This window comes from Alloalcanivorax gelatiniphagus (genome assembly GCF_005938655.1).
Classification (GTDB): Bacteria; Pseudomonadota; Gammaproteobacteria; order Pseudomonadales; family Alcanivoracaceae; genus Alloalcanivorax; species Alloalcanivorax gelatiniphagus.
In genome coordinates, this window is sequence record NZ_VCQT01000036.1 from 83783 (window position 1) to 96616 (window position 12834).

General features: G+C 66.1%; 13 protein-coding genes. 7 read left to right on the forward strand and 6 right to left on the reverse strand.

The window, feature by feature from the left end:
• The first annotated feature begins 87 nt into the window (after nucleotides 1-87).
• Together FGS76_RS11795 and FGS76_RS11800 are read left to right on the forward strand one after the other, a co-directional pair.
• Nucleotides 88-567, forward strand: a complete 480-nt coding sequence (locus FGS76_RS11795) for a hypothetical protein (protein ID WP_138772842.1) — start codon at nucleotides 88-90, stop codon at nucleotides 565-567.
• A 243-nt stretch (nucleotides 568-810) separates the two neighbouring features.
• Complete coding sequence (locus tag FGS76_RS11800; protein ID WP_138772843.1) at nucleotides 811-1512, forward strand: TorF family putative porin; 702 nt, start codon at nucleotides 811-813, stop codon at nucleotides 1510-1512.
• Between the two features lie 160 nt (nucleotides 1513-1672).
• Here the strand turns inward: FGS76_RS11800 and FGS76_RS11805 are convergent, their stop codons facing one another.
• The 3 genes from FGS76_RS11805 to FGS76_RS11815 form a co-directional block, all read right to left on the reverse strand.
• Nucleotides 1673-2119: a copper chaperone PCu(A)C gene (locus FGS76_RS11805; RefSeq protein WP_138772844.1), complete on the reverse strand. Its 447-nt coding sequence runs from the start codon at nucleotides 2117-2119 to the stop codon at nucleotides 1673-1675.
• A gap of 101 nt (nucleotides 2120-2220) precedes the next feature.
• Complete coding sequence (locus tag FGS76_RS11810; RefSeq protein WP_138772845.1) at nucleotides 2221-2664, reverse strand: copper chaperone PCu(A)C; 444 nt, start codon at nucleotides 2662-2664, stop codon at nucleotides 2221-2223.
• Entirely contained in the window at nucleotides 2642-3223 is a 582-nt protein-coding gene (locus tag FGS76_RS11815; RefSeq protein WP_138772846.1) for an SCO family protein, read from the reverse strand. Before FGS76_RS11815 ends, FGS76_RS11810 begins: the two co-directional genes overlap by 23 nt.
• 158 nt (nucleotides 3224-3381) lie before the next feature.
• On the opposite strand from FGS76_RS11815, the gene miaB reads away from it, so the two are divergent.
• The 3 genes from miaB (at nucleotide 3382) to cysT (ending at nucleotide 6834) form a co-directional block, all read left to right on the forward strand.
• A complete protein-coding gene (miaB, locus tag FGS76_RS11820) occupies nucleotides 3382-4725 on the forward strand; it encodes a tRNA (N6-isopentenyl adenosine(37)-C2)-methylthiotransferase MiaB (RefSeq protein WP_138772847.1) in 1344 nt (447 codons plus the stop codon).
• A gap of 270 nt (nucleotides 4726-4995) precedes the next feature.
• Nucleotides 4996-5997, forward strand: coding sequence for a thiosulfate ABC transporter substrate-binding protein CysP (gene cysP, locus FGS76_RS11825; RefSeq protein ID WP_138772848.1), 1002 nt, complete (start codon nucleotides 4996-4998; stop codon nucleotides 5995-5997).
• A 6-nt stretch (nucleotides 5998-6003) separates the two neighbouring features.
• Complete coding sequence (cysT, locus tag FGS76_RS11830) at nucleotides 6004-6834, forward strand: sulfate ABC transporter permease subunit CysT (protein WP_240692526.1); 831 nt, start codon at nucleotides 6004-6006, stop codon at nucleotides 6832-6834.
• 238 nt (nucleotides 6835-7072) lie between these two features.
• On the opposite strand, the gene FGS76_RS11835 is transcribed toward cysT, so the two are convergent.
• From FGS76_RS11835 to FGS76_RS11845, 3 genes are all read right to left on the reverse strand, one after another.
• Nucleotides 7073-7750, reverse strand: coding sequence for an anti-sigma factor (locus FGS76_RS11835; protein ID WP_138772850.1), 678 nt, complete (start codon nucleotides 7748-7750; stop codon nucleotides 7073-7075).
• Nucleotides 7747-8373 (reverse strand): RNA polymerase sigma factor, encoded by a 627-nt coding sequence (locus FGS76_RS11840; protein WP_138772851.1) that lies wholly within the window; start codon nucleotides 8371-8373, stop codon nucleotides 7747-7749. The genes FGS76_RS11835 and FGS76_RS11840 overlap by 4 nt, the downstream gene beginning before the upstream one ends.
• Before the next feature lie 62 nt (nucleotides 8374-8435).
• Nucleotides 8436-10439 (reverse strand): NHL repeat-containing protein, encoded by a 2004-nt coding sequence (locus FGS76_RS11845; protein ID WP_138772852.1) that lies wholly within the window; start codon nucleotides 10437-10439, stop codon nucleotides 8436-8438.
• 452 nt (nucleotides 10440-10891) lie between these two features.
• Here FGS76_RS11845 and cysW point away from each other — a divergent pair, with 452 nt between their 5' ends.
• Nucleotides 10892-11725 (forward strand): sulfate ABC transporter permease subunit CysW, encoded by an 834-nt coding sequence (cysW, locus tag FGS76_RS11850; RefSeq protein ID WP_138772853.1) that lies wholly within the window; start codon nucleotides 10892-10894, stop codon nucleotides 11723-11725.
• Nucleotides 11722-12816 (forward strand): sulfate/molybdate ABC transporter ATP-binding protein, encoded by a 1095-nt coding sequence (locus FGS76_RS11855; protein WP_138772854.1) that lies wholly within the window; start codon nucleotides 11722-11724, stop codon nucleotides 12814-12816. Before cysW ends, FGS76_RS11855 begins: the two co-directional genes overlap by 4 nt.
• Nucleotides 12817-12834 lie beyond the last annotated feature (18 nt).

Here is a 12834-nt window from a genome sequence, read left to right on the forward strand (position 1 = left end):
TCAATCCCGCTGGTGGCCCTCCATAATCCCGCTGGTGGCCCTCCTCTTGCATCCGTACACTCGTTTCAATCGTTCAGGAGGACCAACATGATCAGAATAACTACCGCTCTGCTGCCGCTGGCGCTGCTCAGCGGCTGCCAGATGTTCACCTATCAGGAACCCACCGGCTCGCAAACCGCCACCGTCACCTTCACCGGCGATGCCGCCGCGCAGCCGGCGGTGTGCGTGCCCGGCCAGGGCTTCAAGGACACCCGCGAGGCGGTGGCCGTGAAACCCTGGGAAACCAACGCCTTCGACAAGCTGTTCCAGACCATGAAGAAAAGCGAGGCGGTAACCGTGGCGGTGACGCCATCGGAACAGGCCCGGGTGGGCGTGGTGTTCAGCGAAACCCGCGCCGGCGGTGGCCGCGACCGCTGCCGGGTGGCGGCCCAGTTCCAGGCCCGTGCCGGGGAACGCTACAAGGCCCACTTCACCCGCACCGACACCGGCGCCTGCGGCCTGGAGATCCGTGGCGAGGACGGCGCCCGCGCCGAGGCCGTGCCGGTGGACTGGCAGTGCCCGGACTGAGACCCGCCAGCGGGGCGGCGCGCATCAGTGCCGCCCCATTATGGTGCCGCGCACCAAAACAGGGCCAAAGCCATTTCCCGTTTTCGTTATTTTACCTTTCCCTTCTCTCCCGCCTTTCTCCAACCCCCTGATACAGCACGCTTTTCTATTTTTGGCACGCTCCCTGCTAAATAACGTTCAGCCTCCCAGGCCGTGCGCCAGGAGCGCACAACTTAGAACAGTTATTTGCAAAGAGGGTTGCACATGAAACACGTATCTAAGATGAAGAAGACCGTTTTGGCCGCCACCGTGGCAGCCACCGCCGCCACCGGCCTGATCGCTCCGTCCATGGCCGCCGCCGAAGTCAGCGGCAACGTGGGTGTGGCCAACATCTACCTGTGGCGTGGTCAGGATCTGTCCGCCGGTAATGCCCAGGTCTTCGGTGGCTTGGACTACGCGCATTCTTCCGGCCTGTACGCCGGTGTGTGGGGCAGCTCCGAGAACGACAGCGACGCTGACGGCGATGCCAGCACCGGCGGCATGGAATATGACCTGTACGCCGGCTACGGCGGCGCCGTGGGTGACTTCTCCTACGACCTGTCCTTCGTCGACTACAACTACCCGAACGCCACTGACGCCGACTTCCAGGAAGTGGTCGCCGCCTTCGGCCTGGCTGGCTTCTCCGCCGCCGCCTATATCGGCGTGGGCGACTACGGCCACGGCAGCAGCGCCGTGGACAACAAGGACAACTACTACAACCTGGGCTACAGCTACGATCAGTTCGGCATCAACGTGGGCTACTTCGACTTCGACGCGGATTCATCCGACTACACCCACGTGGACCTGACCTATGCCATGACCGACGAGCTGGGCTTCACCGTCTCCAAGATTGTCGACTCCGATGACGACAACATGGACGACGCCAACGACACCCTGTTCGTGGTCTCCTATGCGCTGTCTTTCTAAGCAAGCCATTCTGTAAGTCACGATCTTCGGGCGGGCCATCTCCCCCCGCCCAACCTTTTTCACACCGTGGGGCCCTCCCTGGTCCTCGCTGGAAACGCAAGCAGGCCCCACGGTGTTTTTTAATTCCCTTCCCTGATTTTCCCGCAACCGTCCGCCCCACTCACGGGGTGCTGTGACGTACCTGAAAGTCCCCGCACACATCGTCGTGATTGCTGAACGTCAGGCACACCTCCACCCGGTCGCCGGCGCGCGGCACATCGGTGAGCCCGGTCAATTGCAGAAAGCGCCGGCCGGGCCGGAAACGCAGCCGGTCGCCGGGGTCCAGCCGCACCGAATCCAACGCCCGATCCCGGCGCCGGCCATCCTTGCCGGTGCGCGTTTCCAACAGCGCGGCGCCAGTGGCGGAACGGGCCTCGGCGCCTTCCAGGCGTACCGAGCGGTTGCCGTTGTTGCGCAGTTCGAAATAGCCGGCCATGGCCGGGGCCACCGGCGGCACGGCGCGCAGCCAGGCGTTTTCAAGAATGACATCGTCGGAGCTGGCGCCACTGGCCAACGCCAGGCCGGCGGCGGCGAGCACGGCGCGCCAGGCGCGCGGAGCAAACAGCATGGTCCCTCTCCCTGATCAGTCGGAGTGTGTAGGAGTGGGGTCCAGGCTAACAGAAAGGGCCGCGCCCGCGGTCAACCCTGCGGGCGCGGCGGAGGGGGCGCTCAGGGCGCTTCGCGGCGCACCGGGAAGTCGCCGCAGAGGTCTTCGCGGTCACGGAAAGTGAGGCAGATTTCCACGCTTTCGCCGGCTTCCGGAATGGTGTCCACCTTCATCAGCATCAGGTGCTTGCCACCGGGGGCGAAGGTGGCCTCGTCACCGGGCTCCAGGGTGATGCCACTGAGATGCACCATGCGCGCCTGGCCGTCATCGGTGGTTTCGGTGTCGTGCAGCATGGCCATGCCGGCGATGTCGGTTTTGGCGCCGATGAGTTCCACCGCCTGGTCGCCATCGTTGCGCAGGGTGAAGTAGCCGGCCATGGTCGGCGACACCGGCGGCACGGCGCGCAGCCAGGCGTCTTCCAGTACCAGATCGTCGGCGGCGGCGGCGCCGGCCAGGGCCAGCAGCGCCGCGCCGGTGAGGGCGTTAAAGAAGGCTTTGTACATCATGGATCACCTCGTCGATGTCGAAGTCCGACGGGTACAGCTTGCGCACCCGCCCCTGCTGGTCCAGCAGGTAAACGTAGTCACTGTGGGTAAAGTCGTAGCCCGAGCCGTCGTCGGCGGATTGCAGATAGACCACGCCATACTGCTCCGCCACCGCGCGGATTTGCTCCTCGTCGCCGGTCAGGCCGATCACATTGGCCTTGAACCAGGGCACGTACTCGCTGAGGTGCTCGGGGGTATCCCGTCGCGGGTCGAAGGTAATGAACAGGGGCTGCACCCGCTCCGCGTCACCGGCCTCCTTCAGGTTGCGGTACACCTGGGAGACCCGGGCCAGGGTCGCCGGGCAAATGTCCGGGCAATGGGTATAGCCGAAGAACATCAGCACCACACGGCCGCGCTGGTCGGCCAGTTGGAACGGCTCGCCACGGTGGTCGGTGAGGGTGAAATCCCCGCCCAGGCGGGTGTTCACCGGTAATTCCGGCGGCGGCTCGGCGCAGGCGGCCAGGGCCAGTAACAGGCCCGGCAGGCCCAGCCGGCCGGCCAGGGCGGGCAGCAAAGTCATGGTTGGCTCCGGATCAGGAACGGCGCGCCGGATGATACCGCGCCGGGCGGGTCCCGCCCAGGGCGCCGCTGTGGCGTTTTGCCACGGCCGGGGTTCGCAGTTTGCCCCCTCCGGCGGTACAATCGGCGCCCATTTTCCAGCGATCGACGGTGTTCCCCATGGCCCGCAAGCTGTTTATCCAGACCCACGGCTGCCAGATGAACGAATACGACTCCACCCGCATGGCGGATCTGTTGGGGTCGAGCCACGATCTGCAGCCCACGGACAATCCGGAAGAGGCGGACGTGTTGCTGCTCAACACCTGCTCGATCCGCGAGAAAGCCCAGGAGAAGGTGTTCCATCAGCTGGGCCGCTGGAAGCGTCTGAAGGACCGCAACCCGGACCTGATTATCGGCGTGGGGGGCTGCGTGGCCAGCCAGGAAGGCGAGGCGATCCGTGAGCGCGCCCCCTATGTGGACGTGGTGTTCGGCCCGCAGACCCTGCACCGCCTGCCCGGCCTGATCACCCAGGCCGCCAGCACCCGGTCCCTGGCCATCGACGTGACCTTCCCGGAAATCGAGAAATTCGACAATCTGCCGGAACCCAGCGTGGACGGCCCCAGCGCCTTCGTGTCGATCATGGAAGGCTGCTCCAAGTACTGCACCTTCTGCGTGGTGCCCTACACCCGGGGCGAGGAAGTGAGCCGTCCGGTGCAGCCGGTGCTCGACGAGATCCGCCATCTCGCCGACCTGGGGGTGCGCGAGGTCAACCTGCTGGGCCAGAACGTGAACGCCTACCGGGGCCGGGGCGCCAACGGCGAGACCCTGGATTTCGCCGAGCTGTTATTGCTGGTGCGTCAGATCGACGGCATCGACCGCATCCGCTACACCACCAGCCACCCGATGGAATTCTCCGACGCCCTGATCGAGGTGTACCGGGAGATTCCGGAACTGGTGGATCACCTGCATCTGCCGGTGCAGTCCGGCTCCGACCGGATTCTGGCGCTGATGAAGCGCAACCACACCGCGTTGGAGTACAAGGCCAAGCTGCGCAAGCTGCGCCGCATCCGCCCGGACATCTCCTACAGCTCCGATTTCATCATCGGCTTCCCCGGCGAAACCGACGCGGATTTCGAGGCGACCATGAACCTGATCGCCGACATCGGCTACGACGCCTCGTTCAGCTTTATCTACAGCCCGCGCCCCGGCACCCCGGCGGCGGACCTGCCGGACGACGTGCCCATGGAGGTCAAGAAGGAGCGCCTGCGCATTCTGCAGCAGCGCATCAACCAGCAGGCCCTGGATATTTCCCGCAAGATGGTGGGCACCACCCAGCGCATCCTGGTGGACGGCTTCTCCAAGAAGGACCCGGGCCAGCTCAAGGGCCGCACCGAGAACAACCGGGTGGTGAACTTCACCAGTGACGATATCGACCTGATCGGCGATTTCGTGGACGTGGAGATCCTGGAAGCGCTGCCCAACTCCCTGCGCGGCGGCTTGAAAGCGTTTTCCGAAGCCGGCTGAAGGCTTGGGATTGTTGTAGGAGCGACTGGGCGGCACTCCGCTTCAGTCGCGATCAACGGTGGCGAACGCCGCGACCCGCCTGAAGATGGCGCCGGGCCATCGCGACTGAAGTCGCTCCTACACAGCGCGGTCCGGCCCGGGGAGTCGCCGCCGGCGGGCGGCATCCGTTGCTCATATTGAAATTCCAAATTCGTTTAAGCGTGTTCTTTATTTAAACCGGCGGTTATATAAACTGGCGTCCATTCCACTCTTTCCGCAAGGAGCCGACAAATGCGTGTTTGGCTGACCGCCGCTTTGCTGTCCCTGGCCTCCCTGGCCGGTGCCCAGCAGACCATTCTCAACAGTTCCTACGATATCGCCCGGGAACTGTTCCAGGCCTATAACCCGGAATTCCAGGCCCACTGGAAGGAAAAAACCGGTGAGGACATCACCATCAAGCAGTCCCACGCCGGCTCCTCCAAGCAGGCCCGCGCCATCCTTCAGGGTCTGGACGCGGACGTGGTGACCTTCAACCAGGTCACCGACGTGAACGTGCTCCACGACAAGGGCAACCTGATTCCGGCGGACTGGAACACCCGGCTGCCGAACAACTCCAGCCCCTACTACTCCACCACCGCCTTCCTGGTGCGCAAGGGCAACCCCAAGAACATCCAGGGCTGGGCCGATCTGGCCAAGGACGGGGTGAACGTGGTGTTCCCCAACCCCAAGACCTCCGGTAATGGCCGCTACACCTACCTGGCCGCCTGGATGGCCGCCGAGGAACGGTTCGACGGCGACGAGGAAAAAATCCGCGACTACATGGCCCACTTCCTGGCCAATGTGTCGGTGTTCGACTCCGGCGGCCGGGGCGCCACCGTGACCTTCGCCGACCGGGAAATCGGCGACGTGCTGATCAGCTTCGAGTCCGAGGTCAACAACATCCGCAAACAGTACGGCACCGGCGACTACGAGGTGGTGGTACCCAAGACGTCCGTGCTGGCGGAATTCCCGGTCACCGTGGTGGACAAGGTGGTGGACAAGCGCGGTACCCGCGAGGTGGCCACCGAGTACTTGGAATACCTGTACAGCAAGAACATTCAGCAGCTGCTCACCACCTTCAACTACCGGGTGCACAATCCGGAAGTGGTGAAGGCCACCGAGGACCAGTTCCCGCCGGTGAAGCTGCTCAAGGTCGAGGATTACTTCGGTTCCTGGGAAAACGCCCAGCAGACCCACTTCGCCTCCGGCGGCGAACTCGACAAACTTCAGGCCAAGGCACGGAGCCTGCGTTAATTGGCGATCCTGCGCACCCGACATTCGGTTCTGCCCGGCTTCACGCTCAGCTTCTCGCTGAGCGTGTTGTTTATCTCTCTGGTGATCCTGGTGCCGCTGTCCGGGCTGGTGCTGCATGTCAGTGATATGAGCTGGGACCGCTACTGGTCGGTGATCAGCAACCCGCGCAGTCTGGCCAGCTTCAAGGTCACGGTGCTGGCCGCCGCCGGCGCCAGCCTGATCAACGCCGTGGTCGGCATGCTGCTGGCCTGGGTGCTGGTGCGCTACCGCTTCCCCGGCCGCCGGGTCATGGACGCCCTGGTGGACCTGCCCTTCGCCCTGCCCACCGCCGTGGCCGGCCTGACCCTGTCGGCCCTGTTCGCCGCCAACGGCTGGCTCGGCCAGTGGTTCGAGGCCGTCGGCATTCCGGTGGCCTACACGCCGCTGGGCATCATGATCGCCATGAGCTTCACCAGCCTGCCGTTCGTGGTGCGCGCGGTGCAGCCGGTGCTGGAAGACCTGACCCCGGACGTGGAAGAAGCCGCCGCCACCCTGGGCGCCTCACCCATGGCGTCGTTCTTCAAGGTGGTGCTGGCGCAACTGATGCCGGCCCTGCTCACCGGCACCGCCCTGGCGTTTACCCGCAGCCTGGGCGAATACGGCGCGGTGATCTTTATCGCCGGCAACATGCCGTTCGAAACCGAAATCATTTCGCTGCTGGTGAACATCCGTCTGGAAGAATACGACTTCGCCGCCGCCAGCGCCCTGGCATCGGTGATCCTCGGCGCATCGCTGGTTCTGTTGTTCGGGATTCAGGTGGTGCAGGGGCGGATGATCAAGCGCTGGCAGGGGGGCTGATCGCGGCTGAAGCCGCTCCTACAACCGCTAATCCACGTAGGAGCGGCTTCAGCCGCGATGCAAGCTGCAAGCTGCAAGCTGCAAGCTGCAAGCTGCAAGCTGCAAGCTGCAAGCTGCAAGCTGCAAGCTGCAAGCTGCAAGCTGCAAGCCAGAACAGCGTGACACCCCCTAAAAGCCCGTCAAGCCTCTCTGGAGGTGTTTTGCTTGTAGCTTGAAGCCTGCAGCTTAAAGCTCTCCCCTATATCTCCACCGCCCGCCCGATAAACAACACCGGCCCGGTGGGACGATCCTTGGGCGAGCCGCCCTGCGGTTCCAGGGTCAGTTCGAACAGTTGGCCGCTTTCCACGCCGCCCACCTGGCTGGCGGGGATCACCAGGGTGCGGCCCGGTTGCACCAGGCCCAGGGAGCGGGGGCCGGGGGCGTTGTTTTCCAGGGTCCAGAACTGCACGCTGCGGTCGCTGGCGTACTGGCCTTCCACCAGGGGCGTAAGCCGCAGGTCGCCGTTGTCGGAGACGGTAACGCGCCAGCCCGGATTGGCCGCCTCACCGGGGGCCTGCAGCACAACGGTGTAGACCGGCGCCGGGGCGCGCAGGGGCCCGGCCAGCAACACCACCGCCACCAGCAGCGCGGCACTCACCGTGCGCCATAGCGAGGCACTGGCCCAGCCGGCCCGCCACCAGGGCTGGGCCAGGCCGGCCTGGCGCGCCACCCGCCGCCAAAGATGGGGCGGCAGGCGCTCCTCCGGCAGCAATTCGGCGGCGCCGGTCCAGGCTTCGCGCCAGTGCTGGGCGAGCCGGGCCGCCTCCGCGTCCAGCGCCAGCCAGCGTTCGATTTCCTGCACACGCTCGCCCTGATGCAAGCCGAGCACGTACTCGGCGATCAGCAGCCGGCGCTCTTGAGGGTGGTCGGGAATCATAGCCTCAGGCACTCCTCAAGGCCCTTCAGGCCGGAGCGAATCCGGCTTTTGATGGTGCCCAGGGGCACCGCCAGGTGTTCGGCGATCTGTTCATAGGTATAGCCCAGATAGAACGCCATCAGGATCGGCCGCCGGCGTTCGCCACGCAAGCCACGCAGGCACAGGCGCAGGGCCCGGTCGCGGCGCTCATCCAGGGAGCACTGCTCCGGGGAGGGCCCGGGGTCGGGCCAGTCGTCGCCGGGCAGGTCGTCATGGCGCTGGTGCCGCGCGCCCCGATACTGACTGAGCAGGCGCAGCCGCAGAATGCCGTGCAGCCAGGCCCGGGCGCTGCCCCGTTCGCTGTGGAAGCGATCCGCATTGCTCCAGGCCTGCACGAAGGTTTCCTGCACCGCGTCCTCGGCGGCCCCGCTGTCGCCGGTGAACCGGCGGGCCAGGGCCAGAAGTCGCGGTGCTTCTCGAAGATAGAGCCGATGGAAGGCGCCGCGATCTCCGCCGGCACTGGCCATCAGCAGGGTATTACCGTGTTCCAGGTCTTGCTGGCCGTCATCCATGGCGGGGTCCGGGTGGGAGGCGTTGACGTGATCGTGCCGGTAAAGACGAGAAGAGACTGTCAAGGCGGTCATTGCATCACCCCCGGAAGCGCGGGCCGCCCTTCCTTGATCCGGAAGGGTCGGCCCGCCGGTCCTTATTCGGGCGCGCGGCCCAGGTAGTCGGCGATCAGGGATACGGATTCCGGCGACGCCTGGTCATAGCTCAGTGACGGCGCGATGTCGCCACCGGCGGAGTCCAGGATGTTGTCGAAGCGCAGTACCTTGCCCTGGGACTTCTCGGCCACGTACAGGTGCTCCCCGTCGAAGGCGATGTCCACCGGGTTGCCCAGCATGGTGTTGCCCACGCTGTTGTTGTCGCCGTTGTCGATGCGCACCGCCACATTGGTGATGCCGGCGGCGGTGGACGCGCCGTTCAGCACATACAGCTTGCCGTCGGTGGGGTTGGCGCCGCTGCCCACGTCGGACAGGATCAGCTGGTTGGTGGCGGCCACATGGACGATGCCGTGCAGGTTGGTGGGCGCGGCGAAGGCAACGCCACCCTCGGCGGGGGTGATGATGCGGTCGGCGCCGGAGGCTCCGCGCTCGCTGCTGTAGTTATCGAACACCGCCACGGTGCCATCGGTCAGCGCCACATACAGGCGGTCCGCCGCCGGGTCGTAATCCAGGTCCCAGGGCGCCACGGTCAGATCGGTGACGAACAGGGGCTCGGCGTCACCGCCGGCCTGGGCGCCGAATACCCGCACCGCCGGGTCGCCCTGGTCGGTGACCAGTACCCAACCCCGGCCGTCGGCCACGTCGAAGCCCTTGGGCGCCACCAGACCGGTGCTGGCCCCCTGGATGGCCCGGTCGCGGCTGTCGTTGGCGGTGTCGCCGTCGCGGTCGGTGGCCAGACGGTTAAGCACCGCCAGCCCGGTATCAAAGGTCAGGTAGGCATCGCCCATCTGGTTGAACGCCAGACTTTCCCGATCCTGACCGGTGGAGAAGCCGCGCAGCTCACTGGTCAGGCCGGTGTCCAGGATCACCACGTCCGGGTCGTCGGGCAGCGCCGGCGGGTTGCTGGTCACCGCGACCCCGGTGAAGGTGACGCCGGTGCTGTCGATGTCGGACAGGCCGGCCCGCTCATCGCGCTCCAGGATCAGCGCCAGGGATTCCGGCTTGACGCTGTCCACCGCCAGACTGGGGGCCACATTGCCGCTGGCGCCGCTGAACACGTTGCGATAGACCAGCACCGCGTCGTTGGATTTTTCCGCGATATAGGCGGTGGTGCCGTCGAGAACCAGATCCACCGGGTTGCCCAGGCGGGTGGCCGGGCCGGCCACGGTGCGCGCCGGGGTCACCGAGCCGCTGGCGGTGGAGGCGTTCTCGATCACGTACAGGGCGCCGTCATCGGCGCTGGCGGCGTCGCCCACGTCGGTGATCACCAGGGTATCGGTGGCGGCGCGGTAGTCGATGCCATGAATGTTGGAGGGCGTGCCGGCGCTGTCCGGGGTGATGGTGCGCGACGGGGTGGCCATGAAACCGCCGGCCACGTAGTCGTCGATTACCAGCACGGTGCCGTTGGTCAGCGCCAGGAACACCCGGTCCGCGTCTTCGTCATAGACCAGGTCCCAGGCGTTGGCCGGCAAGGCGGTGCTGGCCAGGGGCACGGCGTTCTCGCCGGTGGCGGTGCCGAATACCTCCAGGCTGTTACCGCCCACGTTGGCGGCCATCACCAGGCCCGCCCGGTGGGCGATGGCGATGCCCTTCAGGGTCATGGAGCCGTCCGCCGGAATGCCACGGTCCAGGCTGGCATCGGGGCTGGCGCCGTCGGCGCGCGTGGCGATGCGGTCCAGCACCTGCAGGCTGCTGGGGGCGCCGCCGCTGTCGTTGGCGGCGTACAGGTTACCCAGCAGGTCCAGGGCGATGCCTTCGTTGGCGTCCGCCGCGAAGGTGGAGACCACGTTCAGATTGGCGTCCAGGCGGTCCACCTGGCCGACCATGCCGCCGCCGTTGTGCATCACCAGCAGGGGCGTGCCGCGCGGGGCCGCGTCGCCGCCCCCCGGCGCCCGCCGGCTGTCGCTGTTGCCGCCACAGGCGGCCAGGGCCACCGCCATCGCCAGGGGCGTCATCCACCCCAAACCTTTGCCTTTCGCGTTCATGCTTTTCTCCTTGTTCCACCAGGAATGCATCACTGTGAAGTCGGGCTTCGCGCCCGTTTGGAACCGCTCTGGTTCCCGGGGTGATACGCAGCCGGGCGGACTTTGGATGTAACCGAGGGTAAAAAAATGTTCGTCGCTCTTTAGCGGGACGCTTTTATCCGGGGCGCGGATCTGTGTGGGTTGGGGGGTAGGAGCGGCTGGGCGGCACTCCGTTTTAGCCGCGATGACGGTGGCGCCGTCGTTTGTCGCGACTAAAGTCGCTCCTACAGAGAGGGGGCGGAAGGGCGTCGCAGGCAGTATTGCCGTTAACGCGCGATGAACCGCAAACGAAGCGAAAGGTGGCCGGTGATCTAACCGAAGACCCAGATGTTCTAAAACAGCGCTTTATTTTGCTGATACGGAATATAGAATCGGGGCCCGGCTTTTTACCCCCGAAACGGAGTCACCACCCCATGCCCCGACACTGGCACCAATGGGCCCTGATCCTGGCCGCCTTCGGCGCCGTGGCGGTGCTGCTGGTGCTGCCGCTGGTGCTGATCTTCAGCCAGGCGTTTTCCCAGGGCGCCACCGTGGTGGCGGAGAACCTGACCAGCACCGATATGATCAGCGCCATCAAGCTGACCCTGATCGTGGCGCTGGTGACGGTGCCGGTGAACCTGGTGTTCGGCGTGCTGCTGGCCTGGTGCGTGACCCGCTACGAATTCCGTGGCCGCAAGCTGCTTACCACCCTGATCGATATTCCGTTCGCCATGTCGCCGGTGGTGGCCGGCCTTTGTTATCTGGTGGTCTACGGCGGCCAGAGCGTGGTGGGCCAGTGGCTGGACGACACCCTGGGCCTGCAACTGATGTTCGCCCTGCCCGGCATGATCATGGTCACCGTGTTCGTCACCTGCCCCTATGTGGCCCGGGTACTGATTCCGCTGATGCAGTCCCAGGGCACCGAGGAGGAGGAAGCGGCGATTCTGCTGGGCGCCTCCGGCTGGCAGGCGTTCTGGTACGTGACCCTGCCGAAGATCCGCTGGGCGCTGCTCTATGGCGTGGTGCTCACCAATGCCCGGGCGGTGGGCGAGTTCGGCGCGGTGAGCGTGGTGTCCGGGCTGATTCGCGGCGAGACCCTGACCCTGCCGTTGCTGATCCAAATGCTCAACGAGGACTACAACACCGTGGGCGCGTTCACCGCCGCCGGCCTGCTGGCCGCCCTGGCACTGATCACCCTGCTGCTGAAAACCGTGCTGGAATGGCGCCAGCGCCACAAAATCGATGCCGCCCAGGAGGTAACCCCGTGAGTATCCGCGTCGAGTCGATCCGCAAACGCTTCGGCGGCTTCACCGCGCTGGACGACATCAACCTGGACATCTCCGACGGCGGGCTGGTGGGCCTGCTGGGCCCGTCCGGGTCCGGCAAGACCACCCTGCTGCGCATCATCGCCGGCCTGGAACAGCCGGACCGGGGCCGGGTGTTCTTCAACGACCGGGACGTGACCACCCTGGACGCCCGCCGCCGCCGGGTGGGCTTCGTGTTCCAGCAGTACGCCTTGTTCCGCCATCTCACCGTGGCCGACAACGTGGCCTTCGGCCTGCGCATGCTGCCCCGCGGCGAGCGCCCCGGCCGGGACGCTATCCGCGCCCGGGTCCGCGAGCTACTGGAACTGGTGCAGATGGACACCATGAGCGGCCGCTATCCGGCCCAGCTGTCCGGCGGCCAGAAGCAACGGGTGGCCCTGGCCCGGGCCCTGGCGCTGAAGCCCGAGGTACTGCTGCTGGACGAACCGTTCGGCGCCCTGGACGCCAAGGTGCGCAAGGAGCTGCGCCGCTGGCTGCGCCATCTGCACGAGCAGATCGACGTGACCAGCCTGTTCGTCACCCACGACCAGGAAGAGGCCATGGAGGTCTCCGACCGGGTGGTAGTCATGAGCCAGGGCCATATCGAGCAGGTGGGCACGCCGCTGCAGGTCTACGAGCAGCCGGCCAGCCGCTTCGTGTTCGACTTTCTCGGCCATATCAATGCCCTGGAAGGCCGCTACGACGGCCACCAATGGCGTGACGGCGACGCCTATCTGCGTCTGGACACCCGGGGCGCCTGCCCCAACGGCGACCTGACCCTGTATCTGCGTCCCCACGAAGCGGAGCTGGCCCGCCAGCCCAGCGACAGCGCCTCGCTGCCGGTGCGGGTGGCCGGCCGCAGCGTGTTCGGCGGCACCGTCACCGTGGAACTGGAGCCGCGCGGCTGGGGCCAGGGCATTCTGGAAGTGGAAGTGGACCGGGAAGCCTGGCGCGACCTGGACCCGCAACGGGACGAACCGCTGTTCCTGCTGCCCCGGGATCTGCAGACGGTGACCTGCGACGGCGACCTGGGCCCCCGGGTGCGGCCGGCCTGATCGACCTTTGTAAAATCG

Excerpts from the sequence above, each read along its gene's own strand:
- FGS76_RS11840 (WP_138772851.1), bottom strand. The coding sequence starts at position 8,373 with ATGACCGCCTTGACAGTCTCTTCTCGTCTTTACCGGCACGATCACGTC.
- FGS76_RS11835 (WP_138772850.1), bottom strand. The coding sequence starts at position 7,750 with ATGATTCCCGACCACCCTCAAGAGCGCCGGCTGCTGATCGCCGAGTAC.
- FGS76_RS11800 (WP_138772843.1), top strand. The coding sequence starts at position 811 with ATGAAACACGTATCTAAGATGAAGAAGACCGTTTTGGCCGCCACCGTG.
- cysP (WP_138772848.1), top strand. The coding sequence starts at position 4,996 with ATGCGTGTTTGGCTGACCGCCGCTTTGCTGTCCCTGGCCTCCCTGGCC.
- FGS76_RS11805 (WP_138772844.1), bottom strand. The coding sequence starts at position 2,119 with ATGCTGTTTGCTCCGCGCGCCTGGCGCGCCGTGCTCGCCGCCGCCGGC.
- FGS76_RS11795 (WP_138772842.1), top strand. The coding sequence starts at position 88 with ATGATCAGAATAACTACCGCTCTGCTGCCGCTGGCGCTGCTCAGCGGC.
- FGS76_RS11845 (WP_138772852.1), bottom strand. The coding sequence starts at position 10,439 with ATGAACGCGAAAGGCAAAGGTTTGGGGTGGATGACGCCCCTGGCGATG.
- cysW (WP_138772853.1), top strand. The coding sequence starts at position 10,892 with ATGCCCCGACACTGGCACCAATGGGCCCTGATCCTGGCCGCCTTCGGC.
- FGS76_RS11815 (WP_138772846.1), bottom strand. The coding sequence starts at position 3,223 with ATGACTTTGCTGCCCGCCCTGGCCGGCCGGCTGGGCCTGCCGGGCCTG.
- miaB (WP_138772847.1), top strand. The coding sequence starts at position 3,382 with ATGGCCCGCAAGCTGTTTATCCAGACCCACGGCTGCCAGATGAACGAA.
- FGS76_RS11810 (WP_138772845.1), bottom strand. The coding sequence starts at position 2,664 with ATGATGTACAAAGCCTTCTTTAACGCCCTCACCGGCGCGGCGCTGCTG.